General features: G+C 71.0%; 16 protein-coding genes. 9 read left to right on the top strand and 7 right to left on the bottom strand.

All coding sequences use genetic code 11. From position 1 onward, the window contains the following. The 7 genes from DQW85_RS37920 to DQW85_RS37890 form a co-directional block, all read left to right on the top strand. Positions 1-1,087 (top strand): C40 family peptidase (locus DQW85_RS37920; RefSeq protein WP_162795701.1); only part of this gene is annotated, 1,087 nt, incomplete at its 5' end. Positions 1,088-1,156: 69 nt separating this feature from the next. Beyond that, positions 1,157-1,678 (top strand): hypothetical protein, encoded by a 522-nt coding sequence (locus DQW85_RS37915; RefSeq protein WP_113704560.1) that lies wholly within the window; start codon positions 1,157-1,159, stop codon positions 1,676-1,678. 252 nt (positions 1,679-1,930) lie between these two features. Beyond that, entirely contained in the window at positions 1,931-3,724 is a 1,794-nt protein-coding gene (locus DQW85_RS37910; protein WP_113704559.1) for a phosphoenolpyruvate carboxykinase (GTP), read from the top strand. A gap of 94 nt (positions 3,725-3,818) precedes the next feature. Continuing rightward, positions 3,819-4,652 carry an amidohydrolase family protein gene (locus DQW85_RS37905; protein ID WP_113704558.1) on the top strand — a complete coding sequence of 278 codons (834 nt, stop codon included), beginning with the start codon at positions 3,819-3,821 and terminating at the stop codon, positions 4,650-4,652. A 90-nt stretch (positions 4,653-4,742) separates the two neighbouring features. After that, positions 4,743-5,252 carry a hypothetical protein gene (locus tag DQW85_RS37900; RefSeq protein ID WP_240197693.1) on the top strand — a complete coding sequence of 170 codons (510 nt, stop codon included), beginning with the start codon at positions 4,743-4,745 and terminating at the stop codon, positions 5,250-5,252. Positions 5,253-5,308: 56 nt separating this feature from the next. Next, the gene (locus DQW85_RS37895) at positions 5,309-6,070 is read left to right on the top strand and encodes an isoprenyl transferase (RefSeq protein ID WP_113704556.1); all 762 of its coding nucleotides are present in this window, start codon (positions 5,309-5,311) and stop codon (positions 6,068-6,070) included. Between the two features lie 207 nt (positions 6,071-6,277). After that, positions 6,278-7,597 (top strand): PhoH family protein, encoded by a 1,320-nt coding sequence (locus DQW85_RS37890; protein ID WP_275888292.1) that lies wholly within the window; start codon positions 6,278-6,280, stop codon positions 7,595-7,597. A gap of 13 nt (positions 7,598-7,610) precedes the next feature. Here the strand turns inward: DQW85_RS37890 and DQW85_RS37885 are convergent, their stop codons facing one another. From DQW85_RS37885 to DQW85_RS37875, 3 genes are read right to left on the bottom strand one after another with little or no spacing between them, the layout of a single operon-like run. After that, a complete protein-coding gene (locus tag DQW85_RS37885; protein WP_162795700.1) occupies positions 7,611-8,144 on the bottom strand; it encodes a hypothetical protein in 534 nt (177 codons plus the stop codon). Further along, positions 8,141-9,553, bottom strand: a complete 1,413-nt coding sequence (locus DQW85_RS37880) for a sensor histidine kinase (protein WP_113704554.1) — start codon at positions 9,551-9,553, stop codon at positions 8,141-8,143. Before DQW85_RS37880 ends, DQW85_RS37885 begins: the two co-directional genes overlap by 4 nt. Next, a complete protein-coding gene (locus DQW85_RS37875; RefSeq protein WP_113704553.1) occupies positions 9,550-10,224 on the bottom strand; it encodes a response regulator transcription factor in 675 nt (224 codons plus the stop codon). The genes DQW85_RS37880 and DQW85_RS37875 overlap by 4 nt, the downstream gene beginning before the upstream one ends. Positions 10,225-10,533: 309 nt before the next feature. Here DQW85_RS37875 and DQW85_RS37870 point away from each other — a divergent pair, with 309 nt between their 5' ends. Both DQW85_RS37870 and DQW85_RS37865 read left to right on the top strand, forming a co-directional pair. Then, positions 10,534-11,259, top strand: a complete 726-nt coding sequence (locus DQW85_RS37870) for an aggregation-promoting factor C-terminal-like domain-containing protein (protein ID WP_240197692.1) — start codon at positions 10,534-10,536, stop codon at positions 11,257-11,259. 70 nt (positions 11,260-11,329) lie between these two features. After that, positions 11,330-13,363: a glycosyltransferase family 2 protein gene (locus tag DQW85_RS37865; RefSeq protein WP_113704552.1), complete on the top strand. Its 2,034-nt coding sequence runs from the start codon at positions 11,330-11,332 to the stop codon at positions 13,361-13,363. Here DQW85_RS37865 and DQW85_RS37860 read toward each other — a convergent pair. The 4 genes from DQW85_RS37860 to DQW85_RS37845 all read right to left on the bottom strand — a co-directional run. Continuing rightward, positions 13,335-14,507: a tannase/feruloyl esterase family alpha/beta hydrolase gene (locus DQW85_RS37860; RefSeq protein ID WP_113704551.1), complete on the bottom strand. Its 1,173-nt coding sequence runs from the start codon at positions 14,505-14,507 to the stop codon at positions 13,335-13,337. The two genes, DQW85_RS37865 and DQW85_RS37860, sit on opposite strands and share 29 nt — an antisense overlap. Then, positions 14,507-15,502, bottom strand: a complete 996-nt coding sequence (locus DQW85_RS37855; protein WP_113704550.1) for an alpha/beta fold hydrolase — start codon at positions 15,500-15,502, stop codon at positions 14,507-14,509. Before DQW85_RS37855 ends, DQW85_RS37860 begins: the two co-directional genes overlap by 1 nt. Then, positions 15,499-16,770 (bottom strand): MFS transporter, encoded by a 1,272-nt coding sequence (locus tag DQW85_RS37850; RefSeq protein WP_113704549.1) that lies wholly within the window; start codon positions 16,768-16,770, stop codon positions 15,499-15,501. The genes DQW85_RS37855 and DQW85_RS37850 overlap by 4 nt, the downstream gene beginning before the upstream one ends. Before the next feature lie 54 nt (positions 16,771-16,824). Continuing rightward, the coding region (locus DQW85_RS37845) for a PucR family transcriptional regulator (RefSeq protein WP_162795699.1) at positions 16,825-17,271 on the bottom strand (447 nt) is incomplete at its 5' end.

Below are 17,271 nucleotides of genomic sequence, written 5' to 3'. Positions count from 1 at the left end.
GGGCAGGGTCCCGCCGCAGGCGCGGCGCGTGCCGCCGGGCGAGCGGGCGGCGACGGCGCAGCCCCGTCCCTCTCCGAGTCAGTCGCTGGTGGCCGAGGGCACGACCGCGCAGCCGGTCAAGCCGCTCGGCAGGCTGCGCAAGCCCAACCTGTTCGTGGTGACGCGCAAGCCGTTCACCAGGCGGCTGCTGGAGAGGGTCGCGCGGCTGCGCGGGGTCACGGCCCTCGAACTGGCCGACGCCGCGTCCATCATGCTCGACGGCAAGCGCGTGCAGACGCTGGGCGTCGACCCCTCGACGTTCCGCGCCTACACGCCCAAGGTCACGGCGGCCTCCGACCCGCTGTGGAACAACGTGGCGGCGGGCGACGTGGCGGTGTCGTTCGTGCTGGGCACCGACGGCGGGCTGAAGCTGCACAGCCGGGTCGCGGGTCCGGCCGGTCGGTTACGCATCGGCGCGTACGCGACCACCGGCTTCGGCGCGGTGGACGCGGTCGTCTCCAGGCAGACCGGCCGCTCGCTCGGCCTGCCGCACGACAACGCGCTGATCATCAGCGCCCCCCAGGCCGACTCGGCCAGGCTGCGGGCGAGCGTGCTCAAGGCGCTGCCCAAGGGCACCCAGGTGGCCACGGTCAACCCGGTGCTTCCGCCGCCGCAGGCCAGGGCGCGCGCCTATCCCGCCGGCTCGTTCATGTCCGGCGAGCAGATCACCGCGGCGCTCAGGGCGGCGGCCTCCAAGCTCGGCAGGCCGTACGTGTGGGGTGCCGAGGGGCCCGACACCTTCGACTGCTCCGGTCTGGTGCAGTGGGCCTTCGCCCAGGCGGGGGTGCGGATGCCCCGGGTGACGCACCAGCAGTGGGTGTCCGGGCCGCAGGTGCCGTTCAACCAGATGCAGCCGGGCGACCTCATCTTCTGGCGGCTCGACCCCACCAATCCGGGCTACATCTCCCATGTGGCCATCTACTGGGGTGACGGCAAGATGCTGCAGGCGCCCCGCACGGGTGACGTGATCAAGATCAGCCCCGTGCACACCCGCAACCTGGCCGGAGTGGTCCGGGTGAGCCCCGCCGTCGCGGCCCAGGTCAGGTAAGCGAGATCAGTCCGTCAGGCCATGGCTCCGGCTCGTGCATTTTCCGCGCAACCATGTAATTCTGATTACATGGAAAGCGAAGAAGCCACAGCGCAGGCACGCGCCTGGTTCACCGGGCGCCTCCCGGAGGGCTGGTTCACCGGCGCGCCGGAGATCGTCAGGGACCGCGAGGAGATCGCGGTGCTCGGCACGCTGCCCGAGCCCGCGGCGGACGTGCCCGAGGAGGAGCGGCCGGCCCTCGTCGACGGACTGATCAGGCGGTTCAGGGAGGAGACGCGCGAGCAGCGCATAGCCATCGCCCGGGAGGCCGAGCGGAGGTTCCAGCAGAAGGTGTCGTGGGGCGTCGTCTGCGGAGGCGAGAGTGTGATGTTCACCACGCTGTCCGTGCCGGTGATGACCCGGCTCCGGCAGACAGAACGCCAGGTCCTGGACACATTGGTGGCCGCGGGGGTGGCCCGCAGCCGCAGCGACGCGCTGGCGTGGTGCGTGCGGCTCGTCGGGCGAAACACCGACACGTGGCTGGCCGAATTGCGGGACGCTCTGCGGCATGTCGACCGCGTTCGCGCCGCCGGGCCCGACGTCGAATCCTGAGACCACGCAGGAGAAACCGGCCGGGAAATGGTTTAAACCTCTGGCTGAATTGGTTTAGACCAGGCTCATTGGCCTATACCAGTGCTCGGATTTCTTCCTTTTAAAGGCGTTCGATATGGGTAGGCTTCCCCAATCGTCAAGGCCGCAGCCTGCGACGACGGGCGCGTCGAAACAGGTCTATGCCAATTGGCTTTCGCGCCGCTTCGTCGTTGATGATGACTGGGCCCTGAAGACTGTGGAGGAGCCGTAGCCGTGTCCCTTTCCGTAGAAGTTCCCGCTCCCACGACGAATGGCGAATTGGTCGCATGGGTGAGCGAGATAGCTGCCCTTACCCAGCCAGACCGGATCGAATGGTGCGACGGCTCGGAGGAGGAGTGGACACGCCTGACCAACCTCCTCGTCGAGCAGGGCACGTTCACCCGCCTGGTCAAGCGGCCCAACAGCTTCTACGCCAAGTCCGACCCGAGCGACGTCGCCAGGGTCGAGGACCGCACGTTCATCTGCTCGGAGCGCGAGGAGGACGCGGGCCCGACGAACAACTGGATCGCCCCCGCCGAGATGCGCGACACCTTCGGCAAGCTCTTCAAGGGCTGCATGCGCGGCCGGACCATGTACGTCGTCCCGTTCTGCATGGGCCCGCTCGGCGGCGAGATCTCCCAGCTCGGCGTGGAGATCACCGACTCCCCGTACGTCGCGGTGTCCATGCGGATCATGACGCGCATGGGCGACCGGGCGCTGCGGCTGATCGAGCGGCGCGGCGACTTCGTCCGCTGCGTGCACAGCGTCGGCGCGCCGCTGGAGCCGGGGCGGCGTGACGTGCCGTGGCCGTGCAACTCCACCAAGTACATCAGCCACTTCCCCGAGACGCGCGAGATCTGGTCCTACGGGTCCGGCTACGGCGGCAACGCGTTGCTCGGCAAGAAGTGCTACGCGCTGCGCATCGCCAGCACCATGGCCCGCGACGAGGGCTGGATGGCCGAGCACATGCTCATACTCAAGCTCACGCCGCCGGCGGGCGAGGCCCGCTACATCGCAGCCGCGTTCCCGAGCGCCTGCGGCAAGACCAACCTGGCCATGCTGCAGCCGACCATCCCCGGCTGGAAGGTCGAGACCGTCGGCGACGACATCGCCTGGATGCGCTTCGGCGACGACGGCAGGCTCCGCGCCATCAACCCCGAGGCCGGGTTCTTCGGCGTCGCGCCCGGCACCGGCCAGATCACCAACGCCAACGCGGTCAGGACGCTCTGGGGCAACAGCATCTTCACCAACGTCGCCCTGACCGACGACGGCGACGTGTGGTGGGAGGGGCTCACCGACAGGCCCCCGGCGCATCTCACCGACTGGAAGGGCCGCTCCTGGACCCCTGACAGTGGCGAGCCCGCGGCCCACCCGAACGCCCGCTTCACCACCCCGGCCTCGCAGTGCCCGACCATCGCACCCGAATGGCAGGATCCCGAGGGCGTGCCCATCTCGGCGATCCTGTTCGGCGGGCGCCGCGCCAGCGCGGTGCCGCTCGTGACGGAGTCGCTGAGCTGGGAGCACGGCGTCTTCCTCGGAGCCAACGTCGCCTCCGAGAAGACCGCCGCCGCCGAGGGCAAGGTCGGCGAGCTGCGCTACGACCCGTTCGCGATGCTGCCGTTCTGCGGCTACAACATGGGCGACTACTTCGGCCACTGGCTGGAGACGGGCCGCCGCGAGGGCGCCCGGCTGCCGCGCATCTACTACGTCAACTGGTTCCGGAAGGACGCCGACGGCCGCTTCATCTGGCCCGGGTTCGGCGAGAACAGCCGCGTGCTCAAGTGGATCGTGGACCGCCTCAACGGCGCGGCGCACGCCGTGCCCACCCCGATCGGCCTGGTGCCCGAGACGCTCGACACGGAGGGCCTCGACCTGGCGGAGGAGGACCTGCGCACGCTGCTCACCGTCGACCCCGCGGTCTGGCGGGAGGAGGCGGAGCTGATCAGGGCCCACTTCGAGACCTTCGGCTCGCACCTGCCCAAGGAACTGTGGGACGAGTACGACGCCCTGCTGAAGCGCCTGTCCTGAGCTCGTCCGGCACGGCCGGCCCCGCACCGCGCGGCCGGCCGTACTGGTGAGGCGGCCCTTGATCCGACATGGCCAGAGATCCTATGTTTGCTGGGTGATTGTCGACGCGCATCAGCATTTCTGGGACCTCGAGACCGGCGAGTACCCGTGGCTGACCCCCGAGCTGGGCGTCCTGCACAGGACCTACCGCCCCGAGGACCTCCGGCCCGAGCTGGCCGCGGCCGGGGTCGAGGCGACGGTCCTGGTGCAGGCGGCCGACTCCTACGCGGAGACCGACGCCCTGCTCGCGCTGGCGGACGCGCACGACTTCATCGCCGCGGCCGTCGGCTGGGTGCCGCTGGCGCGGCCCGCGGAGGCCGCGGAGGCCCTTGCCCGCTACCGCAGACATCCGAAGTTTCGCGGGGTCCGGCACCTCATCCACGACGAGCCCGACCCCGACTGGGTGGTCCAGGAGACCGTCCTGGAGTCGCTCGGCCTGCTCGCCGAGGCGGGGCTCGCGTTCGACGTCGTCTCGCTGCTGCCCCGGCACCTCGACCACGTGGTCACGATCGCCGAGCGCCACCCCACGCTGAAGATCGTCATCGACCACCTGTCGAAGCCCCGCATCAAGGACCGGGAGTGGGAGCCGTGGGCCTCGCAGCTCACCCGCGCCGCCGCGTTCCCCTTGGTGCACGCCAAGGTGTCGGGGCTGGTCACCGAGGCCGACCAGGCGAACTGGACCGTGGAGGACCTGCGGCCCTACGTGGAGCACGCGATCCAGGCGTTCGGGCCCGAGCGGCTGATGGCGGGCAGCGACTGGCCGGTGGCGCTGCTGGCGTCCGACTACCAGACGGTGTGGCGGGTGACGTCCGCCCTGCTCGGTGGTACCGATAAGGCACGTGTGCTCGGTGAGACTGCTGGCCTCTTTTACGGGTTTGGCGAAGTTTGAGATGGATATGCCTCCCACGTGGGAGGACTACGTTGCGTCGATGGATCTTTCCTGACCGTCACGCCGGTCGCGTGCACGGACAGCGTCGGCATGCCCTACGAGGTCACCCTGGAGCTCCGGCGCGACGGCACGCCGTACGGGACCGTGGGTGAGAGGTGTGGCTGGCTGCTCGCGCGCCTGGCGCGCGGCGTGGACGACGCGCGCGCCGGACGCGGGCCGGCGGGGCGCTGGCCGGATCCCGACGACAGGTTCCCCGGTGAGGAGCCGGACAGCGAGCTGTTCGCGTTCCGGTATCGTACGAGGTCGAGTGTGGTCGGCGGCGGTGAGCTGCGCTGCCAGCTCCGCACGATCCCGCTCTGGGTCCCCGGGCGGGGGCGGCGGGGCGAGTGGCGGCTGACCCGCCGGGCCTTCGTCGAGGCGTGGGGTTCCGGTGGCGTCGGCATGCGGGCCGTGCTCACCTCGGCGCAGCTGGCCCAGTTCGTGCGAGAGCTGGTGGACGAGGCCGAAGGCTGCCTGGGCGGCCGGGGTCTGGCCCGGAATCCGGTTGAAGATCTTCCCAGGAATCCGGTTGGGTGGGCGGGCACGGGCGAAACGCGGTGATAATTGCCTGTTAGGTCATTCGACCTGACGGCACAGCACCGCTGGGGAGGGACTCCGTGGGCCTGCGCGACCTGGTCTACCGGCTGTACGAACGGAGGCTGGAGACCAAGCTGTCGAAGGACAGCATGCCCCGGCACGTCGGGGTCATCATCGACGGCAACCGCCGCTGGGCGCGCGCCATGGGCATGCGCGACGTGGCCACCGGCCATCGCAAGGGCGCCGACAAGATCTCCGAGCTGCTCACGTGGTGCCGCGACACGGGCGTCGAGGTCGTCACGGTGTGGATGCTCTCCAACGACAACCTCAACCGGCCCCGCGAGGAGCTGGAGCCGCTGCTGGGCATCATCGAGGACGTGACGCAGGAGCTGGTGGAGGAGGGCTGGCGCATCATCCCGGTTGGGGCGCTCGACCTGCTGCCGGACAGGACCGCCAATGTCCTGAAAAACGCGAAAGAAGTGACATCCCACCGTCCTGGGCTGATTGTGAACGTTGCGGTTGGGTATGGAGGAAGGCGTGAGATTGCCGATGCGGTGCGCTCACTCCTCCAGGAGCACGCCAGCAAGGGGGCGAGCATCGAGGACCTCGTCGAGGTGCTCGATGTGGAGCACATCGCGGAGCATCTCTACACTCGCGGCCAGCCCGACCCGGACCTTCTCATCCGGACCTCGGGCGAGCAGCGGCTGTCCGGTTTCATGCTCTGGCAGAGCGCTCACTCCGAGTTCTACTTCCATGAGGCCTACTGGCCGGACTTCCGCAGGGTCGACTTCCTGCGAGCGCTGCGCGACTATGCCGCGAGACACCGGCGTTACGGTTCCTGATGGGACATCTGGGTATCCAGAACGTAACGTTGGAAGTGTCCGGCCACAGGCCGGACACTCCGGAGAGGGCCCGTCCTTGCGCCAACACCTGCCGAGGGGGGCCGGGACCCGGCGCCGACGGCACGTAGCGGCCGGAGACACGGGCCCGGTCCGATTCCCACCTCGTCTGCAGGGTGCCCGTTCCCACGGGCGCCCGGGGGAGAACGTGTGGCAGTGTCCTCGAGCAACCCTTCTACCAAGCCCGTCAAGCGCACGTACGTGCTGGACACCTCGGTCCTGCTGGCCGATCCGGCGGCGATGACCCGCTTCGCCGAGCACGAGGTCGTCCTTCCGATCGTCGTCATCACGGAGCTGGAGGGAAAGCGGCACCATCCCGAGCTCGGCTACTTCGCGCGCAAGGCCCTGCGCTACCTCGACGACCTGCGCGTGCAGTACGGCCGACTGGACGAGCCGATGCCCGCGGGGGACGGCACGATCAGGGTCGAGCTCAACCACAGCGACCCGTCCATCCTGCCCGTCGGCTTCCGCCTGGGCGACAACGACACCCGCATCCTGACCGTGGCCCGCGCGCTGGCCGCCGAGGGCTCTGACGTCGTGCTGGTCTCCAAGGACCTGCCCATGCGGGTCAAGGCCGCCTCGATCGGCCTGGCGGCGGAGGAATACCGCGCCGAGCTGGTGGTCGAGTCCGGCTGGACCGGGATGGCCGAGATCCAGGTCACCACCGGCGACGTCGAGACGCTCTTCGAGAAGGGCACCGCCGACCTGGAGGAGGCCAGGGACCTGCCCACGCACACCGGCCTGCGGCTGCTGTCGACCAAGGGCTCGGCGCTCGGCCGGGTGCTGCCCGACAAGTCGGTGCGGCTGGTTCGCGGCGACCGCGAGGTGTTCGGGCTGCACGGCCGCTCGGCCGAGCAGCGCATCGCGCTCGACCTGCTCATGGACCCGGAGATCGGCATCGTCTCGCTGGGCGGCCGGGCGGGCACCGGCAAGTCGGCGCTGGCGCTCTGCGCGGGCCTGGAGGCCGTGCTGGAGCGCCGCCAGCACCGCAAGGTCATCGTCTTCCGGCCCATCTACGCCGTGGGCGGGCAGGAGCTCGGCTACCTGCCCGGCACCGAGGGCGAGAAGATGGGCCCGTGGGGGCAGGCCGTCTACGACACGCTCGGCGCGGTGACCACGCCCGAGGTGATCGAGGAGGTGCTCGACCGGGGGATGCTGGAGGTGCTGCCGCTCACCCACATCCGCGGGCGCTCGCTGCACGACGCGTTCGTGATCGTGGACGAGGCCCAGTCGCTGGAGCGCGGGGTGCTGCTGACCGTGCTCAGCCGGATCGGCGCCAACTCCCGCGTGGTGCTCACCCATGACATCGCCCAGCGTGACAACCTGCGGGTGGGCCGGCACGACGGCGTCGTGGCCGTGGTGGAGAAGCTCAAGGGGCATCCGCTGTTCGCGCACGTCACGCTGACCAGGTCGGAGCGCTCTCCGATCGCGGCTCTGGTGACCGAGATGCTGGAGGACATCACCCTCTAGATCATTCGCCAGGTCATTTCAGATCTCCGCAGATGAACCGTCCCTCCGTCCTGGAGGGGCGGTTCCCGTACCTGTGGACGATCTTGACCTGCTCGAACGCGGCGTCCTGCTGCGCGGTGCAGACGATCTGGGCCTTGGCCAGCTTGGACAGCCGGCCCTCGCCCCTGACGAACACCGTCAGCGTGGAGGTCCTGGGCAACTGGACCTCGTCGCGCTGGACCGGGTTGAGCGAGTCCTCGATGCCGCCGAACGTGAAGCCGCGCAGCGCGGTGTCGCGGCTGCCGAGCGGCTGGCCGGAGGCCGCGAACAGGGCCGTGAGCAGGCTCTCCACCGTGTCCGACTCGACGTCGGCGGGCTCCAGCGTGAGCTGGCCGTTCTTCAGCAGGTAGATCGTCTTGGACGGGGGCGGCACCTCGACGGTGGGCGGCCTGGCCCGATCCTGTACGTCGTTGGGCGCGATGCCGCAGCCCGCCACCGCCGGCACGGCCACGACCAGCACCGACACCAGCACCGACCCCACGCGTGCCGCCGTCCGGAATCGCTTCATGCGCGCGGGAGCCAGACCGTGAAGAGGGTGCCCGGGTTCTGGGCGCGCACGGAGATCGTGCCGCGGTGCAGGTGCGCGTTGGCCCGGGCGATGGCCAGGCCCAGCCCGCTGCCCTGGCTGCGGGCGCGCCCCGCGCCAGCCTTGTAGAAGCGGTCGAAGACGTGGGGCAGGGCCTCAGGCGGGATGCCCTTGCCGTGGTCGCGCACCTTCACCTCCAGGCCGTTCTCCGTGCCCCTGACGTTGACGAGCACCGGGGCTCCGCCGTGCTTGAGCGCGTTGCCGACGAGGTTGGCCACGATGACGTCGAACCTTCGCGGGTCGAGGTTGACCGTCAGGCTCCGGGAGACGGTCACCCGGACCTCCTCGCTCCAGCCTCTCACTTCCAGGCAGTCGTGGAGGGCGTCGGCCACGTTCACCGCCTCCAGGTTGAGCGTGGCCGTGCCGGCGTCGAAGCGGCTGATCTCGATGAGGTGCTCGATCAGCTCGCGCAGGCGCTCGATCTCGCTGAGGACCAGCAGCACCGCCTCGGCCGTGTCATGGGGCAGGCGCTTGGCCTCCTCGTGCAGCATGTCGGCCACGGCCGTCATCGCGGTCACCGGGGTGCGCAGCTCGTGGGACACGTCGGCGACGAACCTGCGTGACATGGCCTCCAAGGAGCGCAGCTCGGCCACGCTGAGCTCCAGAGCCGCCGCCGCGTCGTTGAACCTGGCGGTGAGCTCGGCCAGCTCGTCCTGGCCGTGCACCGGCAGGCGGGTGTCGAGCCTGCCCTGGCCGAGCGCCTGGGCCGCGGCGCTCAGCCGCCTGACCGGCAGCAGCACCCGTCTGGCCGACAGCAGGGCGACCACCAGGGCGATCAGCACGATGACGGCGCCGCCCTGGGTGAGCCGGGCCCTCAGCATGGACAGCTGGTTCTCCTCGGCGCGCAGCGGGAAGAAGACGAACGCCCTCAGCCCGGTGGGCTCGGCCTCGGCGCCGTTGTGGCGGTGGACCTCGGAGCCGACGATGAGCCAGAGCTCGTTGTGGATCACCCGGCGCTGGGTGACCAGGTGGCGCTTGGCCCTGCCGTAGAGCTCGTTCGGCACGTCGGCCATGGTGAGGGGACCGTCGGAGTAGGTGAGGTCGCGATACTCCACCATGACGCTGCGGCCCGGCCCGTCGAGCGCCTGAGCCAGGTCGGCGAGGTCCCTGGTGGCGGGCGGGGCCTCGCCCGGCCGGAGCCGGCCGATGGGGAACGTGATCCGGTCGAGTTCCCTGGTGACCACGTCGATGGCGTTGTCCTCGGCCCGTTCGACCAGCGCGGTCTTGGCCAGCTCGAAGCCGATGGTCGCGACGAGCACCGAGGCGGTGACGGCCACGAGGGTGAAGGTGATGACCAGGCGTGCCCGCAGCCCGGTGGGCAGCCAGATCACGGAGGGCTGAACCGGTAGCCGAACCCGCGGACGGTGTGGATGAACACAGGCTCGGCCGGACGCGGCTCGATCTTCGCGCGCACCCGCTGGACGCAGGCGTCGACCAGGCGGGAGTCGGCCACGTGGGTGTGGTCCCACACCTCGCGCAGCAGGTAGCGCCGGTTGAGCACCTGGCCGGGATGGCGGACCAGCTCGAGGAGCAGCCGGAGCTCGGTCGGCGTCAGGTGGATCTCCTTGCCGGCCAGCATCACCTTGAGCGCGCCGCGGTCGATCACGAGGTCGCCGAAGCTGACGCGGTCGGAGGCGGCCGACTCGGCCCTGCGCAGGATGGCGCGGATCCGGGCGTCCAGGACCCTCGGCTCGACGGGCTTGACCACGTAGTCGTCGGCGCCCGCCTCCAGACCGACGACGACGTCGAGGTCGTCTCCGCGGGCGGTGAGCAGGATGACGGGCAGCTGGTCGAGCCGCCGGATGCGGCGGCAGACCTCGACACCGTCGATGCCCGGGAGCATGACGTCGAGGATGGCCAGCTCCGGGCGGCGTGACCGGATGTGCTCGAGCGCCTCCTCACCGGTGGCGTAGGAGGTGATCGAGTGGCCCTGCCTGGTCAGCGCCAGTTCGAGGGCCGTACGGACAGAGGGGTCGTCTTCGACGAGGAGGATGCCGGCCACACGAAACATTATTCTTCCCGGTCAGGACTGCATCCGCCTTCTGTCACAAAACTGTGACAGGCCACGCACGGCATCACGAAGAACCCCCGCCAGCCTGATAGCGGTCCCCCCTTCGGTAACGGGCGCCCGAAGGGCGGGTCTGCGGTGCCCCGCGCGACCAGCGGCGAATGTGATGAATTTCACACCGCCAGGGAAAGGGCACGCCAAGCAGGCGATCAATCCGCGGAACGCCAACCGAATGTCCCGTTTCGGTTGCGGACCACCCCCCAGGACAGGGCAAGCTCATTGCTCGTGAGTCCAGGTCCGAAGGTGAGCGAGCGCCGCGCCCCCGACACCCCCAACCCGGCCGACGTCCCCCGCTCCGCGCGCCGAGCGGCCCGCAGGTCACGGCCGGCCTCGAAGAAGCGCGTGCTGGTCATCGGCCTGTCCGCCGCGCTGCTCCTGGGCGGCGGCGGCTTCACCGCCTACACCGCGGTCCAGAACGCCAACGCCCCCGCCACCCCCACGCTCTCCCTGGACGACCTGGGCGCCATCGCCAGCGGTGACCTGGCCGCGCCCGACCCCAAGGCCGACGCGCTCAAGGAGGCGGCGGCCCAGGCGTACAAGGCCGACAAGCTCAAGGACGGGCGCGCGGGCGGTGGAGACCCCTTCGACTGGGTGGAGGTCAAGAAGCAGGCGCCGGGCGGCGACGGCTTCCCGCCCGCGAACTTCCCGCCGGGCACCGACCCCTCGCCGGGCAGCAACAAGGCCACCGCCAAGGCGATGCTGAGCGCGTTCGGCTTCGGGGCCGATCAGTGGGGCTGCCTGGAGCGGCTCTGGCAGAAGGAGAGCGGCTGGAACGAGCGGGCGATGAACCGCTACTCCGGCGCGTACGGCATCCCGCAGTCACTGCCCGGCTCCAAGATGGCCAGCGCGGGCGGCGACTGGCAGACCAACGCCGCCACCCAGATCAAGTGGGGCCTCGGCTACATCAAGGGCCGCTACGGCACCCCCTGCGGCGCCTGGGGCCACTCTCAGTCCAGGGGTTGGTACTAACAGGTCATCTTTCCTTCCCTAATCGGCAAGCCGTCCCACCTGCTGATGGCGGCGGGCGCACGCTGGCCGCATGGGTGTGAAGGTCAGCGTGATCGTCGATGTCCACAATCCTGGTGATACGGCCGACGCGTGCCTGCGCTCCGTCCTGGAGCAGACACTGCCCGCGGAGGAGTACGAGGTGATCTTCGTGGACGACGGGTCCACCGACGGGATCGCCGAACGCCTCGACACCGTCGCGGCCGTCCGCGGGAACGTCCGCGTCCTCCACCTTCCCCAGACCGGCTCGCCGGCGCGCGGCCGCAACGTCGGCATCGCGGCCGCCCAGGGCGACTACGTCTTCCTCATGGACCAGGGCGACCGGCTGGAGCGCGACTCGCTGGCCCGGATGTACGACCGGGCGGTCGAGACCGACGCCGACGTCCTGGTCGGCCGCCTCGTCCGGGACGCCGGGCCGCCCGTCAGCGCCTTCCAGCAGAGCCGGGGCCGTGCCGACATCCTGCGCGACCGGCTGTTCGCCCTGCTCACCCCGCACAAGCTCTACCGCCGCGCGTTCCTGGAGGAGCACGAGCTGGGCTACACCGTGCCCGGCGGGCACATCGCCGAGCAGGCGTTCGTGGTGCGCGCCTACCTCCAGGCCAAGGTCATCGCCATCCTGGCCGAGCAGGTCTGCTGCCACCTGGGCGAGCGCGCCGAGCCCGACGACGACCCGCGCACCGTCATCGCCGAGCTGCGGTCGCTGCTCGACGACATCGACGCCTACGTCGGCGAGGGCCGCCACCGCGACCGCATGTACGCCTACTGGTTCCGCTCCACCGTGCTCAGGCCGTTCCTCGGCGGCAGGTTCGCCGGCTCGTCGATCGACAGGGGCCTGCACTTCCGGCTCTACAGCGGGCTGGTCCTCGACCGCTTTCCCGAGCGGCTCGACCGCTACCTGCCCGTCCAGCTCCGGGCCGTGGCCACCCTGCTGCGCGCCGGGCGGCTCGACCAGCTCGTCATCCTGGCCAACTCCTCCAGGCGCGCCGGGCTCCGCGCCGACCTGACCGAGGTCCGCTGGGACGCGCACGTGCTGGTGCTCGGGCTGACCGTCGAGGTCCTGGGCGGCGACGGCCAGCCCACGAGGTTCCGCGCCGACGGCGATCGGCTGTTCTGGATCCCGCCCCGCTCGGTGGACGCGAGCCTCCTGCGCGACGACGTCACCGACGTCACCTCCGCCGTCGATCGGGCGCGCCTGGAGGTCTACGTACGGCACGCGGACACGGGCGTCGTCCACTTCCTGCCCGTGGCGTACCGGGTCGAGCGGATCCAGGACGGACGCCGCCACACACGTGCGCAGATCGTCGGCGAGGCGCGGGTGGACGTGACCGCGGCGGCGATGGGCGAGCCGCTCCGGCCGGGGCAGTGGGAGGTGCACGTCCGCATGTACGGCGGCGCGCACCAGGCCAGGAGCCGGGTGCGCCGCCCGGAGGGTCCGCTCAACTGCCTGGGCGTGCTCTCCCAGCAGCCCAGGACCCGGCTGGTGGTGCCCTGCTGGAGCGACTCCGGAGAGCTGGGCCTGGCGGTCGAGCCGCGCTCGTTCCCCGAGTCGATCGCGCTGGTGTCTCCCGGCGTCACCGTCAGGCGGCAGGACGGGCACCTGTACGTCGTGCTGCCCGTGCCGTACGTGCCGCCGAGCGGCGGGCCGCCGGTGGAGCTGGTGCTGCGCACCGCGGCCAGGGGAGGTCGCGAGGTGTCCGCGCCGGCGCTGGTCGAACCGGGCGTGCCCGGCGAGATCGCCGGCCAGCTCGTGGCCAAGGTGCCGGTCAAGCGGGTGATGCCGGGGCCCGACGAGCTCGGGCCGGGGGCCTGGATGTCGTCGCTGCGCACCGCCGACGACGAGGTGGGGCTCCGGTTCGGGCTGGAGATCCGCAGGGGGAGGATCGCGGTCCGCCCCACCGCCGCCATCGCCCCCGCACGCCGCTCACCGCTGGGCAGGGACACCGTGCTGCACCGGATCGGCCGGCGCCTGCCCGGCGCGCGGCACATCGTGCGGCTGGCACGCGCGGGCAAGCACCGTTACCTCAAGGACACGGGCGACCTCAAGGACCTGCGGGGGCTCGACGGCTGACCCACTCCTCCAGCTCGGCGAAGGAGTCCCTGAAGGCCGGCAGCATCGGCTTCAGCGTGTCCGGGTGGGTGTCGACCAGCCCGTCGAGGTGGTTGCCGCCCTCGACCCGGTGGTAGCGGAAGGGGCGGTACGGGCCGACCATCCGCGCGTACACGTCGCTGTCGCGGGAGATCGGCAGCAGCGAGTCGAGCGTGCCGTGCAGGGTGATCAGCGGCTTGGTGATCCGGCCGGTCAGCGCGATCCTCGCCACGGCCGCGTACGGCCTGCGCGCGTGGTAGTCGTAGTCGGCGGCCGTGCCCTGGTAGGAGGGGTCGAGCTCCTTCTGGTAGAGCTGCGTCGTGAGCTCCCAGTAGTACTGCCGGTGGAACGGCCACAGGAACTCCGACCCCTCGGCGAAGCCCGCCGCCCGCACCCCTGCCGGGTCGGGGTACGCCTTCAGCGCCTTGGGCAGGAAGTCGAGCAGGTTGTCGCCCTGGACCCGCCAGAGCGTGCCCTCCCAGTCGACGCCGCCGTCGTAGAGCCGGCCGCGGTTCTCGAGCTGCCACCTGACGAGGTAGCCGCCGTTGGAGATGCCGGCCAGGAGCGTGCGCCGCGGCTGCCTGCCGTACCTCTGCCTGACCACGGCCTTGGCCGCGACGGTGAGCTGGGTGACGCGGTGGTTCCACTCGGCGATGGCGTCGCCGGGGAGGAGGCCGTCGGTGTGGAAGTTCAGGCCGGTGTTGCCCTTGTCGGTGGCGGCGAACGCGTAGCCCTTGGACAGGACCCAGTCGGCGATCGTGAAGTCGTTGGCGTACTGCTCCCGGTTGCCGGGGGTGCCGGTGACGACCAGGCCGCCGTTCCACTTCTCGGGGAGCCTGATGACGAACTGGGAGTCGTGGTTCCAGCCGTGGGTGGCGTTGGTGGTGGAGGTGTCGGGGAAGTAGCCGTCGATCTGGATGCCGGGCACGCCCGTCGGGTTCACGGTTCTGGACGAGTGGAGACCGGCCCAGTCGGCCGGGTCGGTGTGGCCGGTCCGGGTGGTGCCGGCCGTGGTGAGGTCGTCGAGGCCGGCCGTGACGGTGCGCTCGGCCCCGGGGACCGTGAGGTCCGGTGCGGGCTGCACCGGGGTGAGCAGGCTCGCGGCCAGGGTCAGGGCGAGGAGCATCAGGCCTCCTGGAGGTGCCCGGAGAGCAGGCGTAAGAAGTCGGCGGGGCGTTCGAGGTGCGGGCTGTGGCCGCAGGCGTCGAGCACGGCCTCCCGGTAGCGGCCGTAGCGGTCGAGCACGGCCCTGGTCTGGGCCAGCATGGGCTGGGCGGGCGTGCCGGGGGAGCCGGGCACCACGCCGAGCGCCCCCAGGTGGGCCAGGTCGAACAGGGAGGTGTCGGAGACGATCACGTCGTCGGCGCCTCTGATCCAGAGGATGGGCGGCCTGGGCTCGATCTCGTGCAGGTCGTCCAGCCGGAAGTTGGTCGGGGCGGCGGCGTTGAGCACGCCGTGCTTGCCGGGGGTCACGCCCGGCCACTCGGCCGAGGTGACCGCGTCGCCGGGGTAGTTCGACTCGCCGACGCGGGTGGTGAGCATGGCCTCGACGTAGCGGTCCTCGCCGGCCACCGGGCCGGCGACGTACGCGCCGCGGAACACCGAGCGCGGTGAGGCAGGGGACTCGTCCGACAGGTCGCCCGCGCGCAGGCGGGCCACGAACTCGGGGTTGGCCGCGCCCGCCCCCGACCCCGTGCCGTCGGGGTGGGTGAGCCTGCCGTCCGGGCCCTCGGTGCCGCCGAACCCGTACGGCGAGATCGGCGCCACCAGCGTGACCGACCTGAACGCCGAGGGGCGCTCGCGCAGCGCCTGCAGGACGATGCCACCGCCGAGGCTCCAGCCGACCAGGTGGACCCCGGCCGGCCCCAGCTCGTCGACCAGCTCCAGCAGGTCGTCGGAGAAGTCGCGCAGGCCCCGCGTGGCGTCCACGGGCGCCGGATCGCTCTCGCCGAAGCCGCGCAGGTCCACCGCGAGCGGCCGGTAGCCGACGGGCAGCGCGGCCATGGTGTCGAGCCAGAAGGCCGAGGACGAGACGTTGCCGTGCACGAACAGCACCGGCTCTCCCGTCCTGCCCTCCACCGTCGCGACGTGCTGCGTGAGCCTCGGCGTGGTGACCTTCACGCGTGGACCCTCTCGGCGAGGTCGCGGCCCTGCGTCTCCCTGGCGGCGAACACCGCGATCAGGGTGAGCACGGCCGCCAGCCCGAGGTAGACGGAGATCGGCAGGCTGCTGCCGAAGCCCTTGAGCAGCGCGACCGCGATGATCGGGGCCAGCGCCCCGGCCACGATCGCGGACAGCTGGGCGCCGATCGACACCCCGGTGTAGCGCATCCTGGTGCCGAACAGCTCGGAGAAGAAGGCCGCCTGCGGGCCGTACATCATGCCGTGGAAGAGCAGGCCCACGGTGACGGCCAGCGTGATGGCGAGGAAGTTGCCCGTGTCGACGAGCGGGAAGAAGGCGAAGATCCACAGACCGATGCCGCCCGCGCCCGCGAGGTAGATCGGGCGGCGGCCGACCCGGTCGGACAGCGCGCCCCAGAGCGGGATCGTGACGAAGTGGACAGCCGAGCCGATCAGCACGGCGTTGAGCACCGTGGAGTTGGCGATGCCGTTCGCCTTGGCGTAGGTGATGACGAAGACCGTGATCAGGTAGAAGGAGATGTTCTCCGCGAGCCGCGCGCCGATCGCCGTGAGCACGTCGCGCCAGTGGTGGCGCAGCACGCCGATGATCGGCGCCGTCTCCTCCGGCTCGGCCTGCTGGAACACCGGCGACTCGCTGATGGACAGCCGGATCCAGAGCCCGATCAGCACCAGCACGCCCGACAGCAGGAACGGCACCCGCCAGCCCCAGCTCAGGAACGCCTCGTCCGACTGCCAGGCCGCGAGCACCGCCAGCACGCCGGTGGCGAGCAGGTTGCCGCCCGGGGCGCCGGCCTGCGGCCAGGAGGCCCAGAAGCCGCGCCTGCTCGCGTCGCCGTGCTCGGACACGATCAGCACCGCCCCGCCCCACTCGCCGCCCAGCGCGAAGCCCTGCACCAGGCGCAGGGCCGTGAGCAGCATCGGGGCCGCCGCGCCGATCGCGGCGTGGGTGGGCAGGCAGCCGATCAGGAACGTGGCGGCGCCCATCATCAGCAGGCTGACCACCAGCAGCGTCTTGCGGCCGACCCGGTCGCCGAAGTGGCCGAACACCAGGCCGCCGAGGGGGCGGGCGACGAACCCCACCGCGTAGGTGAGGAAGGCCAGGAGCGTGCCGGTCAGGGGATCGGCCTCGGGGAAGAACAGCTTGTTGAACACGAGGGCGGCTGCCGAGCCGTACAGGAAGAAGTCGTACCACTCGATGGTGGTGCCGATCAGGCTCGCACCGACGACCTTCTTGATGGAAGTGGCCATGCCGTCACGCTAGGGAGTGACGGGCGTCACTCATATGGGGGCGAAGCCCACACTCTAGAGCGTGGATGTGTGGCCGAGCCGGTGCAGGCGGAGCGCGAGCTGGATCTCCAGGGCGCGCTCGGGCTCCAGCCAGCCGTCCCCGAGCAGCCGGCCGATCCGGTCGAGCCGCTGGGTGACGGTGTTGACGTGGATGTGCATGGCCTCGGCCGTACGCGAGGGGGAGCCGCCGGTGCCGAAGTAGGCGGTGAGCGTCTCGGCCAGGGCGGTGCCCCGGCGCGCGTCGTAGTCGATGACGGGGCCGAGGACGGACCGGACGAAGCCCCGCACGTCGCGGCCCTCGCCGATCAGCAGGCCGACGAAGCCCAGCTCGGCGGCGCTGGCGCCGTCCCCGGCCCGGCCGAGGGCGATGAGCGCCTCAGCGCAGCGCCGCGCCTCCTGGTAGGCCGTGGCGACGTCGTCGGCTCTGCAGGCGCCCGCGGTGGCCGGGGTGCCGAGCGAGCC

Source organism: Nonomuraea lactucae (assembly GCF_003313395.1).
Taxonomy (GTDB): domain Bacteria; phylum Actinomycetota; class Actinomycetes; order Streptosporangiales; family Streptosporangiaceae; genus Nonomuraea; species Nonomuraea lactucae.
Note: the sequence above shows the minus strand (reverse complement) of the source record. Positions and strands in the feature narration are given on the sequence as shown.

Excerpts from the sequence above, each read along its gene's own strand:
- DQW85_RS37915 (WP_113704560.1), top strand. The coding sequence starts at position 1,157 with ATGGAAAGCGAAGAAGCCACAGCGCAGGCACGCGCCTGGTTCACCGGG.
- DQW85_RS37900 (WP_240197693.1), top strand. The coding sequence starts at position 4,743 with ATGCCCTACGAGGTCACCCTGGAGCTCCGGCGCGACGGCACGCCGTAC.
- DQW85_RS37885 (WP_162795700.1), bottom strand. The coding sequence starts at position 8,144 with ATGAAGCGATTCCGGACGGCGGCACGCGTGGGGTCGGTGCTGGTGTCG.
- DQW85_RS37865 (WP_113704552.1), top strand. The coding sequence starts at position 11,330 with ATGGGTGTGAAGGTCAGCGTGATCGTCGATGTCCACAATCCTGGTGAT.
- DQW85_RS37860 (WP_113704551.1), bottom strand. The coding sequence starts at position 14,507 with ATGCTCCTCGCCCTGACCCTGGCCGCGAGCCTGCTCACCCCGGTGCAG.
- DQW85_RS37850 (WP_113704549.1), bottom strand. The coding sequence starts at position 16,770 with ATGGCCACTTCCATCAAGAAGGTCGTCGGTGCGAGCCTGATCGGCACC.